Origin of the sequence: Kitasatospora sp. NPDC028055, from assembly GCF_040637885.1 — a bacterium.
Classification (GTDB): domain Bacteria; phylum Actinomycetota; class Actinomycetes; order Streptomycetales; family Streptomycetaceae; genus Kitasatospora.
On sequence record NZ_JBEZXE010000030.1, the window covers coordinates 66740 to 89316 of the forward strand.

Below are 22577 nucleotides of genomic sequence, written 5' to 3' on the forward strand. Positions count from 1 at the left end.
AGGCCGGCGGATCAGGCGTCGAGCACCTGGCCGGGGCGCTTGACCACCGGGTCCTGGGCCGACCACGGGAACTCGATCCAGTCGTCGGTCCGCTTCCACACGTACTCGCACTTCACCAGGGAGTGCGACTTCTCGTAGATCACCGCGGAGCGGACCTCGGCGACGTGGTCGAGGCAGAAGTCGTGCACCAGCTTCAAGGTCTTGCCGGTGTCGGCCACGTCGTCGGCGATCAGCACCTTCTTGTCGGTGAAGTCGATCGCGGCGGGGACGGGCGCCAGCATCACGGGCATGTCGAGGGTGGTGCCCACGCCGGTGTAGAACTCCACATTCACCAGGTGGATGTTCTTGCAGTCCAGCGCATACGCCAGCCCACCCGCCACGAACACGCCACCCCGGGCGATGCTCAGGACGAGGTCGGGCTCGAACCCGTCGTCGGCGATCGTCTGCGCCAGCTCGCGTACGGCCCGGCCGAAGGTCTGGTAGTCCAGGATCTCTCGCACATCAGTCACGCTGTTCAGTCTCCTGGAGAGCGGGCCGAGCGGCGAATCCGGCACCCGGCTCGTCCAGCCACGCCCACTGGCCGTCGGCGGTGACGGTCAGCCCGAACCGCTCTGGCCCGGGGCGGCCGGCGCCCAGCCACCACCGGTGCGCGGCCTCCACCTCCTCCCAGACGCGGCGGGGGCCGTGCTGCCACACGGTGTAGCGCTCGGCGCCGCGGGTGCCGTCCCAGTCGACGGCCGCCCAGGAGCCGCCGTCGGTGGTGGCCAGCCAGAGCCGGGTCTCCACGCCCTCAACGTCGGGCTCGTGGTGCCAGGCGTACCAGAGGTCGCCGAGGCGGAGCCCGAGCGCGAACTGGGTCTCGACCGGGGAGTCCGCGACCGCCCAGGGATCGAGGGCCGTGGTGGATTCGACCGGGACGTGGTCGTCCATGACCACGTCCCGGAACAGCCGCAGATCCCGCCGCTGCGTCCGCATGAGCATGAAGGCGCTTTCGGCCGAGAAGCGGCCGGAGGCCGTCCCGTTCTCGCCGACGATGAGGCGCAGCAGCCCGCAGTGGCTCCAGTCGTCGGACCAGGGGGTGAGGATGACGCCGCCCGGCCGCGTCTGCTCGACCCAGGCGTACGGAACACGCTGGACCGCACAGGTGGCCACCACCCGGTCGTACGGCGCCCGGGCGGCCCAGCCGAGGCTTCCGTCCCCGCAGACGAGGGTGGGGGAGTAGCCGTTGGCCTTGAGGCCGGACCGGGCGAGTTCGGCCACGGCGGGATCGATCTCGACCGTGGTCACATTGGCATCGCCCAGCCGGTGCGAGAGGAGCGCGGCGTTGTACCCGGTGCCCGCGCCGATCTCCAGCACACGCATCCCCGGTGCGAGGTCCAGGAGTTCGAGCATCCGGAAGACGATCGAGGGCGCGGAGGCGGAGGAGGACGGCCAGGCGTCAGCCGGATCGGACGGCTCCTCCCCGTCGTTGACCTGCGTCACCACAGGCACGTCCCCGTAAGCAGCGGCGAACCACCGCTCGGGCTCACGCCCCCGCTCGCAGAGCGTCAGGGCCTCGTCGTCACCGGACAGCCAAACCCGGTCGGGCAGGAACCGATGGCGCGGGGCCGCTTCGGCGGCCCCGCGCCACTCAGGGGCCACCTCGTGGCCGAGGTACTGGGAGACCGCTTGGAGCAGACCGCCCACGGCGGTCCGCTCCAAGCCGGGCTGGTGAGTGGTCACTTGCTCTTGTCGCCGTCCTTGCCGTGCTTGCCGGTGGACTTTCCGGACTGGTGATCCTGGTTCTGCGGGGTCTTGCCGAAGTCCTTCTTCCCCGCGTGCTTACCCTGTCCGCCGTCGTTGGACCCCCCGCTCCCGCCGGAGCTCCCGCCCTTGCCGGTACCCCATCCCATGGAGTTCTCCCATCTGATCGTGATGCTCGTCGTGGTGTTGTCGGTAGTGCTGCCCACCGGGTGCTCCGAGCTCGATTGCCCGCGGGCGACTACGTGTCGGCGATGGCTGCGTGACCCGGTGGAGAGCGCATCCGACTAACCTCAAGCGGGACCTCTACGACGGTAGGTGTCCGAGATCACGGCGTGAAGTGACCACGAGTACAGGTACGTTGGCGCGAACTCCCGAAGGTGGGGGATCTCATGCGGTCGAGCTGGCAGGAAACCCTGACCACGAGTCAGGGACGGACCTCACATCCGCGATTCGGCGCGATCTCGGGGTACGTCTTTCGGGTGATACGTGAACAGCACGGCTGCACGCAAGGCGAGTTTGCCGAGCGCCTGGCAGTCTCGTCGGACACGATCGCCGGCTGGGAGAGCGGCCGGCGTCCGCTCACGGCCGTGCCCGTCGGCCAGATGCTCGTACATCGACACCGGTTGATGCAGATGGGCACGGCCCCCATTCTCCTCCAGACGCTGGAACGGGCCTTCGAGGCGGACATCCTCCTCGCTGGTGCGCTTGAGGAGCGGGCCTCGACGCGCAGCAGCCCGCTCGGCTCGATGGTGATGCAGCGAGACCTGGTGGAGATCCTCATGTGGCCGCTCGGCGGAGCGGCGCCGAAGGCTGTACGGGGCCTGCCGGCCCCACCGCGTGCGCGAAGAGGTCCGGTGGCGAGTGGGCCGGAGCTTGCCCGCGCCGACCGGATCAGGTTCTTCGCGAGCATGCGGCGGACGGCCGAGGAAGCCCAGGGGACGGACCACTTCCTCGTAGGCCGTCAGGCCTTGTACCTCGCAGGGTACGACGACCGCGGCGACACCCGAGAGTGGCTCGTGCATCAGCAGCGCATCGAGCAGCCGAAGACCTGGCTCACCCGCTGGCTCAACTCCCGCTCTGTCGCCATGGTTTCCGCCCGCCACGGCGACCGCGACCGCGTGAGCCACTTCATCGACACGGAGCTGGGTGATGAGGACGGTGCCCTTGCGAACCTCAACTACTGGGCCTACTGGATCGGTGAGGTCCCGTCTCTCGAGCTCTCGGACGACTTCATTGCGGCCGGGGTGCCGGGCCCGTGGGTAGGTGACAAGCTCCTCACCCACCTTGCCCAGGGTCTCACCCCTCAGCACGGGTACGTTGAGCTCAACATCCACACAGTGTGGTCGCTGCTTCAAGTGCGGCCGAACCTGCTGCGCTCCGGAACCGCAGCTCGGGCACTACGCGAACGGCTTCCGGTGATGTTGGATGGTGGGGAGTTCTCGCGGCGGGGGCGGCGCGAGCTCGAGAGCATTCACTACGCGATTCGCCTTGCCGAGGCGTGAGAGGAGCCGGAGGATGACGGAGGACCTGACCTCGGTGGCGAGGTTCCTGTTCGAAGCCGGGACGCTCAAGCAGACCAAGCGCACGGGCTGGTGGATGGCCGGGGTCCGCGATCCCGAATCGGTCGCCGAACACTCCTGGCGGACCGCGCTGATCGCGTCGGTCATCGCCAAGCTCGAAGGTGCCGACCCAGCGCAGGCCGCCTTCCTCGCGGTCTGGCACGACTCGCAGGAAACGCGCACCGGGGACGTCAATCACCTGGGTAAGAAGTATGCGCCGGGCGCGGATCCGGTGGCAGTGACGGTCGACCAGGTCGCCGGCATGCCGGAGCTTCTGGCCTCAGCCATCCAGGACCTTGTCGCGGAGTACGAGGGGAAGGAAACTCCGGAGGCGGTGTGCGCCCGGGACGCGGACAAGTTGGAGTGCATGATCCAGGGCATCGAGTACAAGGCGCAGGGTTACGCCAACGCGCAGCGATGGATCGACAACAGCCGTGGAAGGCTCACCACGAAGTCTGCCAACGCCCTTGCTGATGCCGTCCTGGCGGCCGACTCCCTTGACTGGCTCCGCGCTGCTCTCAGTGAGAAGCCGCTCGACGGCGCACGGAGGGAACAGGATGGCGATCGAGGCTGAGCTCAAGGCGGTCGTGCGCGACCCGGAGGGCGTGCTCGAGCAGTTGGAGGGTCGGTACGGTGTCGGCCGGGCGGAGGTCTACCGCGACACCTACTACGATGCGGCGGACGGCAGCCTGATGGGTGCCGATCGTGAACTGCGGATCCGCACCGTGCACAGCTCGGATGACACGCGCACCGTGCTGACCTACAAGGGTGCTCGGGTGGACGAGGCCTCCGGCTCGAAGCCGGAGGCCGAGACGAGGGTCGAGGACGCCGAAGCCGCGCACGACATCGTGCGCGGCCTGGGCTTCGCGCCGCGCATCGCGTTCGAGAAGCGATGCCGTAACTACGCCTTCGAACGTGATGGCCGTCGGGTGATGGCCACGCTCGTACGTGTTCCGGAGCTGGACGACGCCACGTTCATCGAGGTCGAGACGGTGGCGGCGGCGGAGGTCGAACTCGCGTCGGCACTGGCTCTCGTGCGTGCCGTGATGGCCGAACTCGGCATCGGAGAAGGTGACTTGACCACGGAGCTCTACACCGATGCGGTCGCGGCGGTGCGGCCAGTCTGATCGGATGGGCCAGTGGGCCCGCCCTCCCGTTCGGAGGCGGGCCCACTGCTCACCGCTGCGCCGCCGCCCTCGACGAGAGGGCGGCGGCGATCCTGTCCGCAGGACCGGTAGCGACGTCAACCGGTTGGACGCCCCGTTCGACCTGCGACACCCAGCTGGCTGTCCGGTTGATGGCCGCAGCAAGTTGATCCTGCCTCATGCCGCGGCTCTTTCGGAGCTGAGCGACCCGAGCGCCGAAGGCGCGCCGCTCTTCTGGGCTCACCGGGGGGCCTGGTCGACAGAACTGCCCTTGCCGGAGATCTCATCCAGGAACGTGACCTCGAACGACTCGAGGTACTGACCACGTTCGGCCAGGAACCGGCGGACATGAGGCTGGCGCTCGTGCTCATCGAACGCTGCGCGATCCGCGTACAGCTCGTAGAAGACCCGGACACGCGGTTCGTCTGCTACGAAGTGGTTGACGTATACGAGAGTGCCGGGTTCCTTGGCGCGGATGCCGTTGAGTGCCTCCTCCGCCAGGGTGTCGAAGGCTTGAGCGGCAGCTGTGTCGTGGGCGACGAAGCGAACGACAAGACCGAATCCCATGGTTCTCCCCTTCCTGGTTGGTTGAGCCTTGCATGGCTCGGTGAAGAACTGCGAGTAGCAGAGCCCCTCGACTCGCAGAGACTCTGCGACTACTTTCGGTCTTGATAACGCAGCGGAGAGCTATAAATGGACCCGCTTTCGCTGCCGTCTGACTGACGGTCACCCCTTGCGGGGTTGAGCCGGGGTGTCAAGTTCGACTGCCTGTCCACCTGCAGGGATGGAGGAGCAATGGCGCCGGATCTGATCGTCAGCCCGCTCAACACCGCTCGATTCCCGGTACCTCTGGCGTGGGAGTTGCCGCCAGGGGCTGATGCCGTGCCGGCGGCGAGGCGGTTGGTGGTGGCGATCCTGCGGGCGCTGGGGCGCCGCTTTCGGGCGATGCGTTGCAGGAGCTGGAGTTGTGTGCGAGTGAGGTGATCGCCAATGCGCTCCTGCATGCCGGGGAGCGGTGATGCGCCGTGCCCCACGCATGGGTGGGGCACGGCGCTGGAACTTCACACCGTCTGCGAGGTGGCGTAGTGGCGACCGCCGCCCGACTCGTCTGGTGGGTGCTGTTCTCCGCCGCTGTGGTGGCGGGGTTCGTCGCCGGGTGTGGCCGTCAGACGGTTTCCAGGGTCTGCTGCGTGACTTGGGCGCCCCGACTCACGCGCAGGCGGACCGGCTTGGCCATCTCGGGGGGAGCGGATCGGTGGCGCCCACGTCCCGGACGGCGTCGCAGAAATCGTCCGCGTCGGCCTCGATCAGGACGTCTTCGCCGATGGTGGCGATGCCCCTCAACTCCCTCGGGACGTACCGAAGAAGCTGTCCAGGATCCGTGAGCCCGAGGCGGTCGGGCCCAGGACGGCCGTTGTCGAGCCACCACCGGTGCGCGGCTTCGACCTTGCCCCACACCCGGCGGGGTCCGTGCTGCCACACCGTGTACGTGACCTGACTACGGAGCTCTACACCGATGAGGTCGCAGTGGCGCGACCAGTCTGACCACAGGGTTCGGCGGGCCCGGTGTTCACCGACGTGCTCCCTGTGGCCACAGTACGACGACCGGCACGCCTCGCCGTCGCGCGTAGGCGACGACGTCCGCAGTCCCGCCGTAGCCCCGGGCGGGCAGGCCGTCCCAGACGGCGAGGAGTTTGTCGACCTGCTGAACCAGCATCTCGCTCCCGGCCATGTGGGCGGCTGAGTCGGACTCCGCGAGACCAGTGCTGTGAACAGCTGAGGCGCTCTCCAACAGCCTGTCGTAGAGCGGGTGATGCGAGCCCGGCAGGCTGTCCCGGTACTGATCGGCCGGGATGACAGCCTCCAGCTGCCCACCTCGCTCAAGGGCGATCTCCGCCAACCATGAATCGGGCCCGTCCGCGATGCAGGACACGACGGTGAGTGCGCTCAGGTCCTCGCCCGCGAGAGCGCCGACGAGCATCTGTCGAACCTGCGTCTCTACCTCGGCCGTGAGTCCTCGGTGCCCGGTGATTCCGATCCGCATCGCTTCCCTTTACAGATAGACGTTGTGAAGGCGTTCATCGAACTCCCTCACGACCTTGGGCGGTGAGGGAGTGTTGAGCGATCGACGGAGTGCGCGGCCTCGCTCGATGATTCGCCCTGAACGGTACTGGAACCCGATCTCGAGGGCTTGGGTTGCGAGCGTGAACGCCGCCTCAATCCGCCCGGCAGCCAGGTGGCCTGTTGCCAGGTCCATCACCAGCAACGCGCGCTGCTTTGCGTGAGCTGTGGCGAGAACAGCGCTTGCACCATCCGACACCCATGCTTCAAGTCCGAGCTTGGCGCCACAGGTCACCCTGGAGGCAGCGACTTTGGACTCGTCGAAGGTGAAGACCCAGGGCCATGGGGGCGGTTCATCTCCCGTGGTGGTGCGGGCGGCAGCTCGGCTATGTGTCAGCGCGCGATCTGAGCTTCGCTGGTCGCCGGCGGAAGCGTGTCCGAGGGCCTCCACGGATGCGAGCCAGGCGTCTGCGATGGCTGGTCGCCCGGATTCAAGGAGGCTGCGCGCCTTCTTCACCAGGCTGAGTGCCTGGATTGCGTTGCCAGTCTGGGCTTCGAACTGTGCCAGGCTTCCTGCTTGGTAGGCGGCGAGCAGGGGGTTGGCGCCAGATCGGGCTGCTTTGATTGCGGCGCCATAGAACGATCGAGCAGACCCGTGATCTCCCATGTCCCACGCCAGCCAGGCGGCCAGGCTCGCCGCCTCGCTCGCGACGGCGGCGAGCCTGATTCGGTGGGCATCTGTCGGCGCCGCGACGACCAGCCCCTGAATCAGGCGAAGATGGGAGTGGACGACATCGGTCAGATCGCGTGAGGGAGTTGACCCATCCAGTCGACGGTATGACGTGGTGGCAAGCCGAAGCGCGGCAGCCTGTTGCTCGGCCTCATCGGTGGGCCCGGCAACGGCGGCGAGGACGGGTGCCGCCACGATCGCCGCAGCTGCACCGAGAAGTTGGCGTCTATGCACGTCCTCAGTTCCAATTCGCGCTCGCCTCGCTGTATCGGCGAGTCCTAGCAATCCGGCCGGGATGCTGAGGTGTTGCGACACTCTCAGCAGCACATCCATGGCATAGGGGCCGGTCCCTCGTTTCTCCAAGCGTGAGATAGCGGATTGCGACAGCCCGCATGCCTCGCCCAGCTGTACCTGGGTCATGCGCTGGTTAGTTCGGGCCAGTTCGATGACCTTGCCGTAGTTCGCCGACCGGGACGCCTCCCGGACCACTGCCGAATTCCAGTTCAACAGCCCATCCAAACGCTACGACCTCAGCCAAGCAGGCGAGGCAGTCCGATGCGTTCCGTGCATATCCGTATGCGGGTACCGCATTGCCGATGGTCTCACGATCGTGACGGATTGTTCACTGAGTGTGAGAGCGCGTTGATGCGTCGGTGTCTCGGCAGCCCGCGAGACACCGACGCCGGTCTCGTGTCGGCTCCTTCATTGTCTGCCTGGTTTGGAGGCTGTTCGTGGTTGTCAGCCCACTGAGTAATGCTCGATTCCCGGTACCTCTGGAGTGGGGGGTGCCGCCGGGGCCGGACGCCGTGCCGGCGGCGCGGCGGTTGGTGGGGGCGATTCTGCGGGAGTGGTCGGTGCCGCTGACCGAAGACGGGTTCCAGGAGGTGGAGTTGTGTGCGAGCGAGGTCATCGCGAATGCGCTCCTGCACACCGGGGAGCGGTGTGTCGTGTCCGTCCGCTGGCGTAGCGGGCGGGTGCGGGTGGAGGTGGCCGATCGGGGTGCGGAGCTTCCGCATCGGGAGCGGGATCCCGAAGCGACCACCGGGCGTGGCCTGTTGCTCGTCCAGGCGCTCGCGCACGCGTGGGGGTGGCGGCCGGCGGAGGTGGGCAAGGTGGTGTGGTTCGAGTACCTGGCGAATGCCGAAGCGCCGTGCCCCACGCATGGGTGGGGCACGGCGCTCGAACTTCACGTCGCCGGGGTGGTGTGACCGTCAGGAGGCTTCCAGGGTCTCCTTCATGACTGCGATGAATCCCTCAGGTGGTACCGAAGAAGCTGTCCAGGATCCGTTGCGCGGCCAGCCCCGCCGGCAGCGTTCCGGCCCGCACCTGGGCCTCCAGTTCCGGGGTGAGCCGCCGTACCTCCGGGTGTGCGTGCAGCCGGGCGTACAGCTGGTCGTGGACCATCGACCAGGTCCACTCGACCTGCTGTTCCCGCCGCTTGGCCGCCAGCCCGCCTGTGGCGTCGAGCACCTTCCGGTGCTGCTGCAGCCGCTCCCACAGGACGTCGAGCCCGGCCCCGTCGAGCCCGCTGCAGGTCAGCACCGGCGGCGTCCACGCCGCGTCCGGGGGCTGCAACAGCCGGAGCGCGCCCGCGAGTTCACGGGCGGCCGCCTTCGCGTCCCGCTCGTGCGGGCCGTCCGCCTTGTTGACGGCGATGACGTCCGCCAGCTCCAGCACGCCCTTCTTGATGCCCTGGAGCTGGTCGCCGGTACGGGCAAGGCTGAGCAGCAGGAAGGTGTCCACCATCCCGGCGACGGTCGTTTCGGACTGGCCAACGCCGACGGTCTCGATCAGGACGACGTCGTAGCCCGCCGCCTCCATGACCACCATCGACTCCCGGGTGGCCTTGGCGACGCCGCCCAGCGTCCCAGAGGTGGGCGACGGCCGGACGAAGGCGTTCGGGTCGACGGCCAGCCGCTCCATCCGGGTCTTGTCGCCCAGGATGGAGCCGCCGGTCCGCGTGGACGTCGGGTCGACGGCGAGCACCGCGACCCGGTGGCCCAGGCCCGTGAGCATCGTCCCGAAGGAGTCGATGAAGGTCGACTTGCCGACACCGGGCACCCCGGTGATGCCCACCCGCACCGCGCCGCCCGCGTGCGGCAGCAGCCGCTGGAGCAGCTGCTGCGCGAGCGCGCGGTGGTCGGGCCGGGTGGACTCGACGAGGGTGACGGCGCGCGCGATCCAGGCGCGCGAGCCGTCCAGGACGCCCGTCACGTAGCTGTCGAGGTCGATCGTCCTCGGTGGCATGACGATCAGACCGTCACAGCTCGTGGCCGAGCTCGGCGGCCAGGGCGGTCAGCAGGTCGAAGGCCGCGTCCGGGATCACCGTGCCGGGGCCGAACACGGCCGCCGCGCCCGACTGGTACAGGGCCTCGAAGTCCTGCGGCGGGATGACGCCGCCGACCACGATGGTGATGTCCTCCCGCCCGGCCGCGGCGAGTTCGGCGCGCAGCGCGGGCACCAGGGTGAGGTGTCCGGCCGCCAGCGACGAGACGCCGACGATGTGGACGTCCGCCTCGACGGCCTGGCGGGCGACCTCGGCCGGGGTCTGGAACAGCGGGCCGACGTCGACGGTGAAGCCGAGGTCGGCGAAGGCGGTGGCGATCACCTTCTGGCCGCGGTCGTGGCCGTCCTGGCCCATCTTGGCGACCAGGATGCGCGGGCGACGGCCCTCGGCCTGCTCGAACCGCTCGACCAGGTCGCGGGTGCGCTGGAGGGAGGCCGACGGGCCCGCTTCGTCTCGGTACACACCGGAAATGGTACGGATCTGGCCGGAGTGGCGGCCGTACACCTTCTCCAGGGCGTCGGAGATCTCGCCGACCGTGGCCTTCGCCCGGGCCGCGTTGACGGCCAGGTGCAGCAGGTTGCCGTCCAGCGACCCGCCGCGCTGCGGACCGGCCTCGGCGGCCGCCGTCAGGGCGCGCAGCGCGTCCTGGCAGACCGCCTCGTCGCGCTCCTCGCGCAGCCGGCGCAGCTTCTCGATCTGCCGGGCCCGTACCGCCGAGTTGTCGACCTTGAGCACGTCGATCTGCTCGTCGTTCTCGACCCGGTACTTGTTGACGCCGATCACCGGCTGGCGGCCGGAGTCGATCCGCGCCTGGGTACGGGCGGCGGCCTCCTCGACGCGCATCTTGGGGATGCCCGCGTCGATGGCCTTGGCCATGCCGCCGGCCGCCTCGACCTCCTGGATGTGCTGCCAGGCCCGGGCGGCGAGGTCCTGGGTCAGCTTCTCGACGTACGCGGAGCCGCCCCATGGGTCGATGACCCGGCAGGTGCCCGACTCCTGCTGGAGCAGCAGCTGGGTGTTGCGGGCGATCCGGGCGGAGAAGTCCGTGGGGAGCGCGAGCGCCTCGTCGAGGGCGTTGGTGTGCAGCGACTGGGTGTGGCCCTGGGTGGCGGCCATCGCCTCGACGCAGGTGCGCGTCACGTTGTTGAACACGTCCTGGGCGGTCAGCGACCAGCCCGAGGTCTGCGAATGGGTGCGCAGCGAAAGGGACTTGGGATTCTTCGGGTCGAACTGCTTGACCAGCTTGGCCCACAGCAGCCGGGCCGCGCGCAGCTTGGCGACCTCCATGAAGAAGTTCATGCCGATCGCCCAGAAGAACGACAGCCGCGGCGCGAAGGCGTCCACGTCCAGGCCCACGTCCAGGCCCGCGCGCAGGTACTCGACCCCGTCGGCCAGGGTGTAGGCGAGTTCCAGGTCGGCGGTGGCCCCGGCCTCCTGGATGTGGTAGCCGGAGATGGAGATCGAGTTGTACCGGGGCATCTTCTGCGAGGTGTACGCGAAGATGTCCGAGATGATCCGCATCGACGGCTGCGGCGGGTAGATGTAGGTGTTGCGGACCATGAACTCCTTGAGGATGTCGTTCTGGATGGTCCCCGCGAGCTTCTCGGGCGGCACCCCCTGCTCCTCGGCCGCGACGATGTACAGCGCGAGCACCGGGAGCACCGCGCCGTTCATGGTCATCGACACCGACATCTTGTCGAGCGGGATGCCGTCGAACAGCTGGCGCATGTCGTAGATCGAGTCGATGGCGACGCCCGCCATGCCGACGTCGCCGGTGACGCGCGGGTGGTCGCTGTCGTAGCCGCGGTGGGTCGGCAGGTCGAAGGCGACCGAGAGGCCCTTCTGGCCGGCCGCGAGGTTGCGGCGGTAGAAGGCGTTGGACTCCTCGGCGGTGGAGAAGCCCGCGTACTGGCGGACCGTCCACGGCTGGTTGACGTACATGGTCGGGTACGGCCCGCGCAGGTACGGGGCGATGCCGGGGTACGTCTCCAGGAAGTCCAGGCCCTCGAGGTCGGCCGCGGTGTACAGCGGCTTGACGCCGATGCCCTCCGGGGTGTCCCAGACCAGCTCGTCGACGTCCTTGCCGGTGGACCGGCGCCAGGCGGCCTGCCACTGGGCGTCGGTGACGTCTCCGGCGGAGGGACCGGCGGAGGAGTCGTCCAGCCCGATTCCGGTGAAGTCGGGGATCATCGCGCCACTCCAATGAGGTCCAGCAGGGAGGTGAGGACGGCGATCGCGTCCCCGCCCGCGTAGATGAACTCGTCCACTCCGGCGGGTACTTCGGCCGGGCGGCCGGCCAGCAGCACGCGCTGGGCGCCCGCCTCCTTCAAGGCTACGGCGACGGCCGCGGCGTGCTCGCCGTACAGGGCGTCGCTGGAGCACAGGCAGGCGACGGTCGCACCGGACGCCCGGAACGCCGCGGCGAACGCGGCCGGGTCGACGCCCTCGGTGGCGGTGGTCGCGATGCCGCCGGCCTGGAACAGGTTGGCGGCGAAGGTGGTGCGCCCGGTGTGCGCGGCGGCCGTGCCGATCGAGGCCAGGAAGAGGGCCGGACGGGCGCCGGTGGCCGCCAGGTGGGCGTCCGAGCGGTCCCGCAGCGCCTCGTACGCCTCGGCGCGGCGCACCCGCGGCAGGCCGCCGGTGTGCCCGGCCGGGGCGGGCTCGCGGACCAGCGGCTGCTCGTCCAGGTGCGGGAACTCGCTGACGCCGGTGACCGGTTCGCGCCGCTTGGCGAGCTTCGCGGACCGCTCCGCCCAGGTCGCGGCGATCCGGTCGCCGACCAGCCCGGACGCCAGCGCGGCCTGCTGGCCGCCGGCCCGCTCGATCTCCTGGAACCAGGCCCAGGCGGCCCGGGCCAGCTCCTCGCCGAGCTGCTCGACGTACCAGGAGCCGCCGGCCGGGTCGATCACCCGGGACAGGTGGGACTCCTCCAGCAGGATCGACTGGGTGTTGCGGGCGATCCGGCGGGCGAAGGCGTCGGGGAGGCCGAGGGCGCTGTCGAAGGGCAGCACGGTGACGGCGTCGGCGCCGCCGACCCCGGCGGCCAGGCAGGCCACGGTGGTGCGCAGCATGTTCACCCACGGGTCGCGGGCGGTCATCATCACCCGGGAGGTGACGGCGTGCTGGCGCTGCGCCGAGGCCTCGGCGGAGCCGCCGGACACCTCGGCGACGCGGGCCCAGAGGCGGCGCGCGGCGCGGAACTTGGCGATGGTCAGGAACTGGTCGGCGTCGGCGGCGTAGCGGAACTCCAGCTGGCCGAGCGCGGCGTCGACGGACAGGCCGGCGGCGGTCAGCGCGCGCAGGTAGGCGACGCCGGTGGCGAGCGCGCAGCCCAGCTCCTGGGCGGGGGAGGCGCCGGCCTCGTGGTACGGAAGGGCGTCCACGGTCAGGGCCCGGACGTTCGGGTAGCCCTCGGCGCAGCGGGCGGCGAGCGCGGCGGCCTCGGCGAGCAGGGCCTCGGTACGGTCGGCGGAGCCGGTGCGGGCCTGGAGGCCGAGCGGGTCGGCGCCGAGGTTGCCGGCGGCGGAGGCGGGGGAGACCTCGCGCTCCTCGTACAGCGCGAACAGCCGCTCGGCGGCCTCGGTGAAGTCCGGTCCCGCGTCGAGGGCGACGGCGGCGAGGTCCAGGTACACCCCGTCGAGCGCCTCGGGCAGGGCGGCGACGGGCAGGCCCGCGTCGCCGAGTTCCAGCCAGAGCGAGCCGACGCCGTGCTCCAGGTCGGCCAGTACGGCCTCGTTGGCGCGCCGGCGGTCCGGGTCGGCGTGCCGCTGGCGTACGTCCCACCCGGCGACGGCGGAGCCCTGGGGCCGGCCGCCCCGGATGAACGGGGGGAAGCCGGGGTAGCCGGGCTCGACCGAGGTGTCCTCGGCGGTGTACAGCGGGCGGGCGCGCAGCCCGTCCTGGAGCGCGGTGGTGAGCGCCTGCTCGGCGGCGGCGCCGTCCTCCGGCTGGGCACCGGACTTGCGCAGCACGCCCTCGACGAGCTGCTGCCACTGCTCACGGTGCGCGGCCGGGAACTCGGCGGCGAGGGGGAGCCTTTCGGGCGGGACCTTCATGTCCGCAGGTTAGCGCCCGTCAGCGGAGCGGAAGGAGGGTCGTTAAGTGTGACCTTGTTCTCGATTTGGCGCGCTTTCGGCGCGTGGCCAGCACTCCGTCCGGCGGGGAGTGTCACGAGGCGGGGGTCGGGGCCCGGCGGAGGGTCGGTCGGCCGCCCGGAAGTGCCCTGGATCAGGGGGATTGCGGAACCCCGCCCCTCATCTATTAAGTTACTTCGAAGAAGGCGGGTGGGGACGGCATCCCCCGTACGGCCCCGCCCGTCCTTCGCCGTCCCCTGCGCGTCTGCGCACCCCTACCCGGGCGTGCCGCCGGGGCCTCGGCCGAATTCCCGGATGGTCGGATGAACGTGCGAATGCCCCTCGGACGTTCCTCCAGTGTCACCGCATGTCACCGCACCTCCCCGCATCTCCCCCCGCACCTCCCCCCGCCCGTCCCCCGAAGGAGTGCCATCTCGATGGGAAAGCGCCGTAAGCCCAGCCCCCCGAGCCGGGCCCGCATGGCGGTCCTCACCACGGCGATGGCCGGCGGTGCGGTGCTCGCCGCCGGCACCGCCCACGCCGAGCCGGCCCCGAACCTGGCCTCCGTCAAGGAGCAGGTGGACAAGCTCAACGAGGAGGCCGAGCAGTCCGTCGAGCAGTACAACGGCTTCCAGGAGAAGCAGCAGAAGCTCCAGGGCGAGGCCAACCGGATCCAGGAGAAGGTCGCCCGTGGCCAGGAGGCGATGAACGAGCTGCGCACCCGGCTCGGCGCGGTCGCCGCCGACCAGTACCGCAACGGCGGCATCGACCCCTCCGTCCAGTTGATGTTCGACTCCGACCCGGCCGGCTACCTGGAGCGCGCCTCTGCGCAGAACCAGGCGGCCGGCACCCAGACGGCCCTGCTCAAGCAGGCCCAGGGCGAGCAGCGCAAGCTCGACCAGGACCGCGCCGAGGCCACCGCCACCCTCGCCCAGCTCGACTCGGTCGGCACCGAACTGGCGGCGAAGAAGCAGCAGATCCAGACCAAGCTCGCCCAGGCCCAGGCCACCCTCAACAAGCTGAGCGCCGAGGACCGCGCCAAGGTCAACGCCCAGCAGGCCGCCGACAAGGCCAAGGCCGAGGCCCAGCAGGCGGCCGCCGCCGACCGGGCCTCCCGCTCGGACGCGCGCCCGGACCTGAACACCCCGGCCCCGCCGGCGGCCGCCAGCGGCCGGGCCGCGGCGATCGTCCAGTTCGCCTACGCCCAGCTCGGCAAGCCGTACCAGTGGAGCGCCACCGGCCCCAACAGCTTCGACTGCTCCGGCCTCACCGGCGCCGCCTACCGCGCGGCGAACGTCAAGCTCTCCCGGATGTCCCAGGACCAGTGGAACGACGGCCCGCGGGTCGCCCGCTCCGACCTCCAGCCCGGTGACCTGGTCTTCTTCTATCCGGACATCCACCACGTCGGGATCTACATCGGGGACGGCAAGATGATCCACTCCCCGCGCACCGGCAAGAACGTCGAGGTCCTGCCGATCTCCGCGATGCCGTACATGGGTGCCGTCCGGCCGTAGTCGGAGTCCGTGGTCACGGAGCCCGTAGCCACGGAGCCCTGAGCCCAGAGCCCTGAGCCCAGAGCGCTGAGCCCGGCGGCTGCGCGCCGCACCTGCTACGGGTGCGGTGCGCAGGCCAGCAGGTACGGCAGGGTCGGCAGCGCCAACACCCCGAGCCGCCAGGCCAGTTGGCGTCGCCGGCCGTTGCCCGGGCGGGCCAGTCGGCGGACCCTGGCCAGCACTCCGGTGGAGGCGACTCCCAGAGCGGTGCCGGGAGTTGTCCCGGGAGTTGGCCCGGAGGCCGCCAACGCGCAGAGCGCCGAGGCCAGTTCGCTCCGGGACACCTCGGCCAGCGCCGCGTCGTCGGCCGCCATCTCCAGCAGCAGTGCCACCTCCGAGCGCCCCAGCCGGGCCAGTGGCAGGGGGCCCAGCAGCAGCGCGAAGGTGTCGACGGGCAGGCGGAGGAGGTGGTGGCGGCCGCGGATGTGCCCGTGCTCGTGGGCGACGGCCGCGGCCAGCTGCCGCTCGTCCAGCAGCCGCAGCGCCCCGCGGGACAGCACCACCCGGGAGCGCCGGCCGGGCAGGCAGTAGACCGTCGGGTGGGCGTGCTCCAGCACCAGGGCACCCCAGCGCCGGTCCCGTACGGCGACCACGTCCAGCACCGCCCGGTGCCGCCGCCGGGCCCGCCCGGTCCGGACGCCGACGGCGGCCGCCGGCCCAGTGAGCAGGGCCCCGGTGGCGGCGAGCAGCCACCAGTCGTGGGTGTGCGGCAGGACCGGCCCGGTCGGTTCGAGGTGCGGGAACAGGCCGATCAGCCCGGCCGGCTCGTGCGTGGCGGGCTCGAACGCGTGGTGCGCCGCGAGCACCAGGGCGACGGTGAAGGAGGCCATCAGTGCCAGCCACAGCGCGACGCCGAGCAGCGGGCGGGTCTGGAGCCGGGCCTGGAGCCGGGCCGAGCCGGCCAGGCGGCGGGGGAGCAGCACGCCGGTCGCGGCCAGGTAGAGGCCGAGCAGGGCGAGCGTCACTCGGCGTCCCGGGCCTTCACCTGTTCGAGGGCGGCGAGCAGTGCGGACGCCTCGTCCCCGCTGATCCGGTCGACGAACTGCAGCAGGGCGCCGGCCCGGTCCGTGGTGGTCTCCAGGGCCTGGTGCATCAGCTGGGCGGTGTACGCCTCCCGGGTGCAGGTCGGCTCGTACACCCAGGCGCGGCCGACCTTGTCCCGGCGCAGCCAGCCCTTGGTGTGCAGGATGTCGGCGACGGTGGTCACGGTGGTGTACGCGACCGGGCGCTGCTGCTGGAGGTCGTCGACCACCTCGCGCACCGTGGCCGGACGGCCCCAGGCCCACAACCGGTCCATGATCTCGGCCTCGAGATCGCCGAAACCCCGTAGCACCGCCCTCGTCTCCCTCGCCGCACCGACCGCCGGCGCCCTTCGCCCGCTGGAACGCGGCCCATGCTACGTAACGCACCGGGCGCCCGCCCCCGGGTGAGGGGAGCGGGCGCCCACGGACTGGACGACTCAGGACAGCCGCCGCCCCAGCGGCACCCTGGAACGGGTGAACAGCGCCGCGAGCAGCCCGGCCACCACCGGCAGCACCAGGACCACCAGCAGCAGTTCCCCCCAGGGCGCGGTGAGCAGCATCGGCTTCGAACCGAACCCGCTGGCCCGGGACTTCAACAGCCCCACCGCCGGGACGAAGCCGTTCGCCGCCCCGAGCAGCGCCCCGAGCAGCGCGATCAGTGCGCACTGCAGGCCCGCCATGGTCCGGCGGATCCGCGGCGGTGCGCCGACCGCGGCCAGGGTGGCCTGGTCCTGCCGGGAGTCGGCGGCCGCGAGCCCGGTGGCGATCCCGGCCGCGCCGAGCACGACCAGTCCGGCGAAGCCGCTGAGGGCGAGGGTGAGCGCGTCGCTCTTGGGCTGGTAGCCGCGCTCGACGTCCAGCTCGGCATAGTGGTCCAGCCGGGCGGCGGCGGCCGCGGCCCGCTGCTGGGCCTTGCGGTCGGGCGGGGTGGCCGGTCGCCAGACGGCGCCCTGGGGTGCCGAGGCGAGGCCGAGCCTGCTCAGCGCCGTGGTCGGCAGCAGGCCCTGGGCGTAGCGGGCGGCGTCCGGGTCGTCGACCAGCACCGCGTCCACCGGGACTTCCTGGAGGTCGGGCTTGGGGACCTGCCCGGGCTGCAGTGGGGCGCCGCCGCCCCCGCGCAGCAGCAGCACGGCCTTGCCGTCGGCGCCGATCAGCGACCGGTCGAAGACCAGCAGCTTCCCGGCGGCCAGCGCCTGCTCGGCCGCCTGGTCCCGGACGTCGAACAGGTTGTGCAGCACGGTGGCGTCCCCGGTGGCGAGGTGCGGGATCGCCGCGAGCCGGCGCAGCTCCACCGGGCCCTTGAGGGTGACGGTGCTGGAGCAGTTGTCGCAGAACTTGTAGAGGGCCTGGCCGACTTCGGCGCGCGGGCCGAGCCCGGAGAGCTGCTTCTCCACCTCGGCCAGCAGCTGGGCGGACTCCGGGCCCTCCCGGTGGCTGATCAGCTGGACGGCGCCGTACGGGGCCTCCGGCCGGTAGTCGCGCCGGTTCTCGGCGTCCGTGCTCGTGCTGTACACCCCGATGGCGACGGCTCCGGCCACGGCGGCCATCACCGCGGCGACGGCCGGTGCGGTGCGCGAGCGGTTGCGGGCGGAGTCGCGCAGCGCCAGCCGGGGGCCGAGCGGCAGCCGCCCCGCGAGCCGGCCGAACAGGGCGACCAGGACGGGTGTGCAGGCGAGCAGCCCGAGTTCGGCGCAGACCGAGCCGACCAGCACGGTGAGGGTGCGGGCGTCGTAGGTGCTGACCACGGGCGAGCCGTGCTGGACGGCGCCCGCGCCGTACATCGCGATCGCGCCGCCGCCGAGGAGCAGCGCCACGCCGAGCACGGTGACCAGGCGGTTGGGTGACCGGACGGTGTCCCGCCCGGTGAGGCCGGCGGTGACGCTGCGCCGGGCGGCCTGCCAGGCCGGCAGTGCGGCCGCGAGTAGGGCGGTGACCACGCCGATCCCGCCGATGGCCAGCAGGTCCACCGGGGGGAGGGCGAAGTGGCCGAAGCGGGCGCCGCCGACCTCCTCGATCACCGACCGCAGCGCGGCGACCAGTCCGGTGCCGACCGCCACACCGAGGGCCGCCCCGGCCAGGCCGAGCACCAGGCCGCCGCCGAGCACCACCGCGCCGATGTGGGTGCGCCGGCCGCCCGCGGCGCCGAGCAGTGCGAGCTGGCGGCGGGAGCGGCGGGCGCCGACCGCGAAGGCGGGGCCGGCGAGCAGGGCGACCTCCAGCAGCCCCATGCCGGTGACGGTGGCGACCACGACCTTGGTGCTGTTGCCGCCGGCGGGGTCGCGGTAGACGGTGGAGTCCCGGTAGTAGGGGACGGCGCCGTACGGCGGTGGGTCGAGCGCGACGGCGCGTGCGGTGAGGGTGTAGCCGTGGGCGTTGAACGACTGGACGGTGGCCCAGTCCAGGGTCGCCCCGCCCGGAAGGTGCACCAGCCAGGAGCTGTGGTTGGTGCGGCCCTGCCCGGGGGCGGGCTGTCCGGGTTCCGCCGCGGCGGCCAGCTGGTCGAGCAACTCGCCGGGCCGGGCGATGAGTTCGACCCGGTTGAGGTCGTCCGGGTACTCCACCAGGCCGGTGATGCGGAAGGTGGTCCGCTCCAGTCCCTGGACGGTGGTGTCGCTGCCGAGCCGGAGCCCGGAGTGGTCCAGGAAGGCCTGGGTGACGGCGAGTTCGTGCGGTGCGCCGGGTGCGCGGCCCTTGACTAGGTCGACCCGGCCGCGCCAGACCGGGTCGCCCAGGTCGGCCTCGGCGGTGAGGGTGCGGACCAGGCCCTCGGGTGAGCTCGCGCCGGTCTCCGGGCCGGTCCGGACCGGGGTGAGCGCGCTGCCGGGCGGCAGCAGCGAGCCGACCAGGGCGGTCGGGTCGGTGCTCGCGCCCTTGAGCTGCTCGGGCGTGGGCTGTTGCCCGGGCCGCGGCTGGACGGCGAACGCGCCGTCCTCGGCGATCGGGGCCTGTTCGACGGTCTGGCCCGGGCTGACCGCGGTGACCAGCGCGTCCGCGCCGCCCACCACCCGCTCGACCCGCTCGGCGGGGGACAGTTGGCCGCTGCGGTGGACCACGTCGGCGCCGGTGACGCCGAGCACGGGCAGCGCGATCATGGCCACGATCAGGGCGCTGCGCCCCTTGGCCCGCAGGGCGTCGCGCCGGGCGATCCGCAGCGCGAGCTTCCACGCTCCCAACTTCATCGGGCCACCTCGCCGAAGGAGCCGAAGGAGTGGTCGCGGTGGACGGCGGCCTGGCAGCTGCCGGAGCGGCGTCCGACGCTCTCCGAGGCGACCGCACCGTCCCGCAGGTGGACCACCCGGTCGGCCCAACTGGCGTGCGAGGCCTCGTGGGTGACCATCATGGCGGCCGCCCCGGCGTCGCAGCGGGCGCGCAGCACGGCGAGCACGGCGTCGCCGGTGGCGGAGTCGAGCGCCCCCGTGGGTTCGTCGGCGAGGACGAGGCGGCGTTCGCCGATCAGGGCGCGGGCGATGGCGACGCGCTGCTGCTGGCCGCCGGACATGTCGTCGGGGAAGCGGTCGGCCAGCTCGCCGATGCCCAGTTCCTCCAGGGCGGCGAGGGCCTCCCGGCGGGCGGTGCGTCCGGAGACGCCGTCGAGTTCGCGCGGCAGGGCGATGTTCTCGGCGGCGGTGAGCGCCGGGATCAGGTTGTAGTCCTGGAAGACGTAGCCGACGGAGCGCCGCCGCAGGTCGGCGAGCTTGCCCCGGCTGAGGCCGCCGAGGGTCACGCCCTCGACCAGCACCTCGCCGCCGCTGGGCAGGTCCAGCCCGCCGGCCAGGGTGAGCAGGGTCGACTTGCCTGAGCCGGAGGGCCCCATCACGGCGACGAACTCGCCGGCGTGGACGGTCAGGTCGACCTCGCGCAGGGCGTGCACCTCGGCGGCGCCGCGGCCGTGCACCCGGGAGACCCCGGCCAGCTGCAGGACGGGCGCGGGTCGGCTCGGATCGATGTGGGACATGGTTCCCCCTCGTGAGCTGTTCAGCTGCATATGTCGGTGAACTATATATGCCGGTGGGGGATGAGCAAGTCGCCGCAGGTTTGGTCAAGGTTCTACAAAGCTGTCGAAGATCAGCCGAAAAGGTGACTCGGGGTCGCCGTGCCGGGTCTATGCTTTGGGAGGTTTGAAAAGGCACCTCGTTCGGTGAGGCGTCTTCACGGACACAGGCCACTGACCCGACGACGTCGAGAGACGCCCAGGTTCAGGACAGGTCTTCCCGAGTTAAGGGTTGACCCCAAGTGGCTTCCGGCCGATCCGGCTGGACACGCCGTGGAGTGCCAAAGCTCTGACGAGTTGGGGTGTACCGGTCGTCGAAGACCGGTGTGCTCCTTGCCGTGTCGTGATGCGGCGCACAGACGGTGCGCCCCCGACCGGGAGGAGGCGAGAGACATGGACTGCGATAGTCCGGGCCACAGTAGCCCCTACCTCCGCATGCTCTCGAACACCTCCGGCACGCGGTAACAACCTTCCCTGCGCGTTCACCCGACGCTTCGTCCTGCGCTCAACCATGCCCGGACGCAGGTCGACTGACGCGTCGTCAGCATCATCGTGCCCGCACGGCCGCCGCCGCTCAGCGTCGCCGTACGGCCGTGGATGCCGTGCGCCCGCAGGGAGGCTTGCCGCTGCGTGCCCCCTGACGCCCCCTCAAGGTAGGGGGAGGGAGGCCCCGCCATGACCAACGTGATGCTGGACCCGAAGGTCCCCACCGCCGCCACAGTCCCCACCGCCCCCGCAGCGCCCGTCGCGCCCGCCAAGTCCGCCGTGCTGGACGACGCCCACGTCGGCGACATCAAGGGCGCGCTCGGCACCATCCGGCTCGACGACACCACCCCCCGCCACGGACTCTCCGCCCGGCTCAAGACCCTGCTGGCGATCGTCGGCCCCGGCCTGATCGTGATGGTCGGCGACAACGACGCCGGCGCCTTCTCCACCTACGGCCAGGCCGGCCAGAACTACGGCACCCAGCTGCTGTGGACGCTGCTCCTGCTCGTCCCGGTGCTGTACGTCAACCAGGAGATGGTGCTGCGCCTGGGCGCGGTCACCGGCGTCGGCCACGCCCGGCTGATCCTGGAGCGGTTCGGCAAGTTCTGGGGCGCGTTCAGCGTCATCGACCTCTTCCTGCTCAACGCCCTCACCCTGGTCACCGAGTTCATCGGCGTCACCATGGCGGCCGGGTACCTGGGCCTGCCCAAGGTCCTCTCCGTCGTCCTGGCGGCGGCGATCATCATCGCCTCGGCCTTCACCGGCTCCTTCCAGCGCTTCGAGCGGGTCGCCATCACGCTCTGCGTCGGCTCGCTGCTGCTGGTCCCGATCTACTTCATGGTCCACCCCAAGACCTCGCAGCTGGCCCACGACTTCGTGACGCCGCAGATGCCCGGCGGCGCCGGCCAGCTCGCGGCCGTCATGATGGTCATCATCTCGATCGTCGGCACCACCGTCGCCCCCTGGCAGCTGTTCTTCCAGCAGTCGTACGTCATCGACAAGCGGATCACCCCGCGTTTCATGAAGTACGAGAAGGTCGACCTGTGGATCGGCATCGCGATCGTGATCATCGGCGCCGCCGCGCTGATCGGCCTCACGGCGGCGGCCTTCGCCGGCACCGACGGCTTCGGCCAATTCTCCGACACGGCCGCCGTCGCCAAGGGCATCGAGGACAAGGCCGGCCACCTGGCGGGCGTGCTGTTCGCCATCGCCCTGCTGGACGCCTCGATCATCGGCGCCTTCGCCGTCTCGCTCTCCACCGCCTACGCCATCGGCGACGTCTTCGGCATCAAGCACTCCCTGCACCGCGGGGTCAAGGGCGCCAAGGGCTTCTACGCCGTCTACGCCGGACTGGTGGCCGTCGCCGCGACGATCACCCTGCTGTCCAACGGCTACACCCAGGGCCTGATCACCCAGTTCGTCCAGGTGCTGGCCGGGGTGCTGCTGCCCTCCGCCACCGTCTTCCTGCTGCTGCTCTGCAACGACCGGGCCGTGCTCGGCCCCTGGGCCAACGGGCCCCGGACCAACGCCTTCACCTCCACGGTGGTCGGCGTCCTGGTGATGCTCTCGCTGATCCTCACCGCGTCGGTGGTCTGGCCGGGCATCAGCTCGGACGCGATCCTGTGGATCATGGGCAGCTGCGGCATGGTCGGGGTCCTGGTCGCGGGCTACTTCTTCACCGCCGGCCGTACCGGCACCAAGGAGGACCCCATCGACCGCACCGGCCGGGAGGACTGGCGGATGCCCCCGCTGGAGACGCTGAGCCAGCCGGCGATGTCCACCGCCCGCAAGGTCGGCATGGGCGCCCTGCGCGCCTACCTGCTGATCGCGATGGTCATGGTCATCATCAAGGTCGTCCAGACCGCGCTCAACCACTGAGCCGCCGAGCGGAGCCCGTACGGACGGGTGGCGGGCAGCGGCTCGCCAC

At 71.1% G+C, this 22577-nt stretch carries 20 protein-coding genes and 1 riboswitch; of the genes, 6 read left to right on the forward strand and 14 right to left on the reverse strand.

The genetic code is table 11. The features are described from left to right. Window positions 1-11 precede the first annotated feature (11 nt). Genes AB0F71_RS26070 through AB0F71_RS26080 form a run of 3 tightly spaced genes read right to left on the reverse strand, consistent with a single transcriptional unit; the run spans window position 12 to window position 1892 of the window. The gene (locus AB0F71_RS26070) at window positions 12-509 is read right to left on the reverse strand and encodes a phosphoribosyltransferase (RefSeq protein ID WP_360238628.1); all 498 of its coding nucleotides are present in this window, start codon (window positions 507-509) and stop codon (window positions 12-14) included. Further along, entirely contained in the window at window positions 502-1722 is a 1221-nt protein-coding gene (locus tag AB0F71_RS26075) for a methyltransferase domain-containing protein (RefSeq protein ID WP_360238629.1), read from the reverse strand. The genes AB0F71_RS26070 and AB0F71_RS26075 overlap by 8 nt, the downstream gene beginning before the upstream one ends. Further along, window positions 1719-1892 carry a hypothetical protein gene (locus tag AB0F71_RS26080; protein ID WP_360238631.1) on the reverse strand — a complete coding sequence of 58 codons (174 nt, stop codon included), beginning with the start codon at window positions 1890-1892 and terminating at the stop codon, window positions 1719-1721. Before AB0F71_RS26080 ends, AB0F71_RS26075 begins: the two co-directional genes overlap by 4 nt. Window positions 1893-2132: 240 nt before the next feature. Between AB0F71_RS26080 and AB0F71_RS26085 the strand changes: the two genes are divergently transcribed. From AB0F71_RS26085 to cyaB, 3 genes are read left to right on the forward strand one after another with little or no spacing between them, the layout of a single operon-like run. Beyond that, the gene (locus tag AB0F71_RS26085) at window positions 2133-3245 is read left to right on the forward strand and encodes a helix-turn-helix domain-containing protein (RefSeq protein ID WP_360238633.1); all 1113 of its coding nucleotides are present in this window, start codon (window positions 2133-2135) and stop codon (window positions 3243-3245) included. A gap of 13 nt (window positions 3246-3258) precedes the next feature. Next, the gene (locus AB0F71_RS26090; protein WP_360238635.1) at window positions 3259-3876 is read left to right on the forward strand and encodes an HD domain-containing protein; all 618 of its coding nucleotides are present in this window, start codon (window positions 3259-3261) and stop codon (window positions 3874-3876) included. Beyond that, window positions 3860-4429 (forward strand): class IV adenylate cyclase, encoded by a 570-nt coding sequence (gene cyaB / locus AB0F71_RS26095; RefSeq protein WP_360238637.1) that lies wholly within the window; start codon window positions 3860-3862, stop codon window positions 4427-4429. The genes AB0F71_RS26090 and cyaB overlap by 17 nt, the downstream gene beginning before the upstream one ends. A 49-nt stretch (window positions 4430-4478) precedes the next feature. Here the strand turns inward: cyaB and AB0F71_RS26100 are convergent, their stop codons facing one another. From AB0F71_RS26100 to AB0F71_RS26115, 4 genes are all read right to left on the reverse strand, one after another. Then, window positions 4479-4691 (reverse strand): helix-turn-helix transcriptional regulator, encoded by a 213-nt coding sequence (locus tag AB0F71_RS26100; protein WP_360238639.1) that lies wholly within the window; start codon window positions 4689-4691, stop codon window positions 4479-4481. Next, window positions 4688-5014 carry an antibiotic biosynthesis monooxygenase gene (locus AB0F71_RS26105; protein WP_360238641.1) on the reverse strand — a complete coding sequence of 109 codons (327 nt, stop codon included), beginning with the start codon at window positions 5012-5014 and terminating at the stop codon, window positions 4688-4690. The genes AB0F71_RS26100 and AB0F71_RS26105 overlap by 4 nt, the downstream gene beginning before the upstream one ends. Window positions 5015-6017: 1003 nt before the next feature. After that, complete coding sequence (locus tag AB0F71_RS26110; protein WP_360238643.1) at window positions 6018-6491, reverse strand: hypothetical protein; 474 nt, start codon at window positions 6489-6491, stop codon at window positions 6018-6020. Between the two features lie 9 nt (window positions 6492-6500). Then, window positions 6501-7745, reverse strand: coding sequence for a helix-turn-helix transcriptional regulator (locus AB0F71_RS26115; protein WP_360238645.1), 1245 nt, complete (start codon window positions 7743-7745; stop codon window positions 6501-6503). 278 nt (window positions 7746-8023) lie between these two features. Between AB0F71_RS26115 and AB0F71_RS26120 the strand changes: the two genes are divergently transcribed. Further along, entirely contained in the window at window positions 8024-8446 is a 423-nt protein-coding gene (locus AB0F71_RS26120; RefSeq protein WP_360238646.1) for an ATP-binding protein, read from the forward strand. 46 nt (window positions 8447-8492) lie between these two features. Here AB0F71_RS26120 and meaB read toward each other — a convergent pair whose 3' ends face one another. The 3 genes from meaB to AB0F71_RS26135 are packed head-to-tail and all read right to left on the reverse strand — an operon-like array spanning window position 8493 to window position 13580. Continuing rightward, window positions 8493-9485 carry a methylmalonyl Co-A mutase-associated GTPase MeaB gene (meaB, locus tag AB0F71_RS26125; protein ID WP_360238648.1) on the reverse strand — a complete coding sequence of 331 codons (993 nt, stop codon included), beginning with the start codon at window positions 9483-9485 and terminating at the stop codon, window positions 8493-8495. 13 nt (window positions 9486-9498) lie between these two features. Continuing rightward, complete coding sequence (gene scpA / locus AB0F71_RS26130; RefSeq protein WP_360238650.1) at window positions 9499-11715, reverse strand: methylmalonyl-CoA mutase; 2217 nt, start codon at window positions 11713-11715, stop codon at window positions 9499-9501. Next, complete coding sequence (locus AB0F71_RS26135) at window positions 11712-13580, reverse strand: methylmalonyl-CoA mutase family protein (RefSeq protein WP_360238652.1); 1869 nt, start codon at window positions 13578-13580, stop codon at window positions 11712-11714. Before AB0F71_RS26135 ends, scpA begins: the two co-directional genes overlap by 4 nt. Window positions 13581-14035: 455 nt before the next feature. Between AB0F71_RS26135 and AB0F71_RS26140 the strand changes: the two genes are divergently transcribed. Next, window positions 14036-15112 (forward strand): NlpC/P60 family protein, encoded by a 1077-nt coding sequence (locus AB0F71_RS26140; RefSeq protein WP_360238654.1) that lies wholly within the window; start codon window positions 14036-14038, stop codon window positions 15110-15112. A gap of 95 nt (window positions 15113-15207) precedes the next feature. On the opposite strand, the gene AB0F71_RS26145 is transcribed toward AB0F71_RS26140, so the two are convergent. The 4 genes from AB0F71_RS26145 to AB0F71_RS26160 form a co-directional block, all read right to left on the reverse strand. Next, window positions 15208-16116 carry a M56 family metallopeptidase gene (locus AB0F71_RS26145; RefSeq protein ID WP_360238656.1) on the reverse strand — a complete coding sequence of 303 codons (909 nt, stop codon included), beginning with the start codon at window positions 16114-16116 and terminating at the stop codon, window positions 15208-15210. Further along, window positions 16113-16484 carry a BlaI/MecI/CopY family transcriptional regulator gene (locus tag AB0F71_RS26150; RefSeq protein ID WP_360238658.1) on the reverse strand — a complete coding sequence of 124 codons (372 nt, stop codon included), beginning with the start codon at window positions 16482-16484 and terminating at the stop codon, window positions 16113-16115. The genes AB0F71_RS26145 and AB0F71_RS26150 overlap by 4 nt, the downstream gene beginning before the upstream one ends. A 126-nt stretch (window positions 16485-16610) precedes the next feature. After that, a complete protein-coding gene (locus tag AB0F71_RS26155) occupies window positions 16611-19352 on the reverse strand; it encodes an FtsX-like permease family protein (protein ID WP_360238660.1) in 2742 nt (913 codons plus the stop codon). Then, window positions 19349-20128 carry an ABC transporter ATP-binding protein gene (locus AB0F71_RS26160; RefSeq protein WP_360238662.1) on the reverse strand — a complete coding sequence of 260 codons (780 nt, stop codon included), beginning with the start codon at window positions 20126-20128 and terminating at the stop codon, window positions 19349-19351. Before AB0F71_RS26160 ends, AB0F71_RS26155 begins: the two co-directional genes overlap by 4 nt. Before the next feature lie 168 nt (window positions 20129-20296). Continuing rightward, window positions 20297-20473: riboswitch (M-box (ykoK) riboswitch) on the forward strand. Window positions 20474-20839: 366 nt separating this feature from the next. Between AB0F71_RS26160 and AB0F71_RS26165 the strand changes: the two genes are divergently transcribed. Then, a complete protein-coding gene (locus AB0F71_RS26165) occupies window positions 20840-22528 on the forward strand; it encodes an NRAMP family divalent metal transporter (protein WP_360238664.1) in 1689 nt (562 codons plus the stop codon). Window positions 22529-22577: the final 49 nt, after the last annotated feature.

Coding starts and splice junctions, on each gene's coding strand:
- AB0F71_RS26080 (WP_360238631.1), bottom strand. CDS start 1,892: ATGGGATGGGGTACCGGCAAGGGCGGGAGCTCCGGCGGGAGCGGGGGG.
- AB0F71_RS26085 (WP_360238633.1), top strand. CDS start 2,133: ATGCGGTCGAGCTGGCAGGAAACCCTGACCACGAGTCAGGGACGGACC.
- AB0F71_RS26090 (WP_360238635.1), top strand. CDS start 3,259: ATGACGGAGGACCTGACCTCGGTGGCGAGGTTCCTGTTCGAAGCCGGG.
- cyaB (WP_360238637.1), top strand. CDS start 3,860: ATGGCGATCGAGGCTGAGCTCAAGGCGGTCGTGCGCGACCCGGAGGGC.
- AB0F71_RS26105 (WP_360238641.1), bottom strand. CDS start 5,014: ATGGGATTCGGTCTTGTCGTTCGCTTCGTCGCCCACGACACAGCTGCC.
- AB0F71_RS26110 (WP_360238643.1), bottom strand. CDS start 6,491: ATGCGGATCGGAATCACCGGGCACCGAGGACTCACGGCCGAGGTAGAG.
- meaB (WP_360238648.1), bottom strand. CDS start 9,485: ATGCCACCGAGGACGATCGACCTCGACAGCTACGTGACGGGCGTCCTG.
- scpA (WP_360238650.1), bottom strand. CDS start 11,715: ATGATCCCCGACTTCACCGGAATCGGGCTGGACGACTCCTCCGCCGGT.
- AB0F71_RS26135 (WP_360238652.1), bottom strand. CDS start 13,580: ATGAAGGTCCCGCCCGAAAGGCTCCCCCTCGCCGCCGAGTTCCCGGCC.
- AB0F71_RS26140 (WP_360238654.1), top strand. CDS start 14,036: ATGGGAAAGCGCCGTAAGCCCAGCCCCCCGAGCCGGGCCCGCATGGCG.
- AB0F71_RS26155 (WP_360238660.1), bottom strand. CDS start 19,352: ATGAAGTTGGGAGCGTGGAAGCTCGCGCTGCGGATCGCCCGGCGCGAC.
- AB0F71_RS26160 (WP_360238662.1), bottom strand. CDS start 20,128: ATGTCCCACATCGATCCGAGCCGACCCGCGCCCGTCCTGCAGCTGGCC.
- AB0F71_RS26165 (WP_360238664.1), top strand. CDS start 20,840: ATGACCAACGTGATGCTGGACCCGAAGGTCCCCACCGCCGCCACAGTC.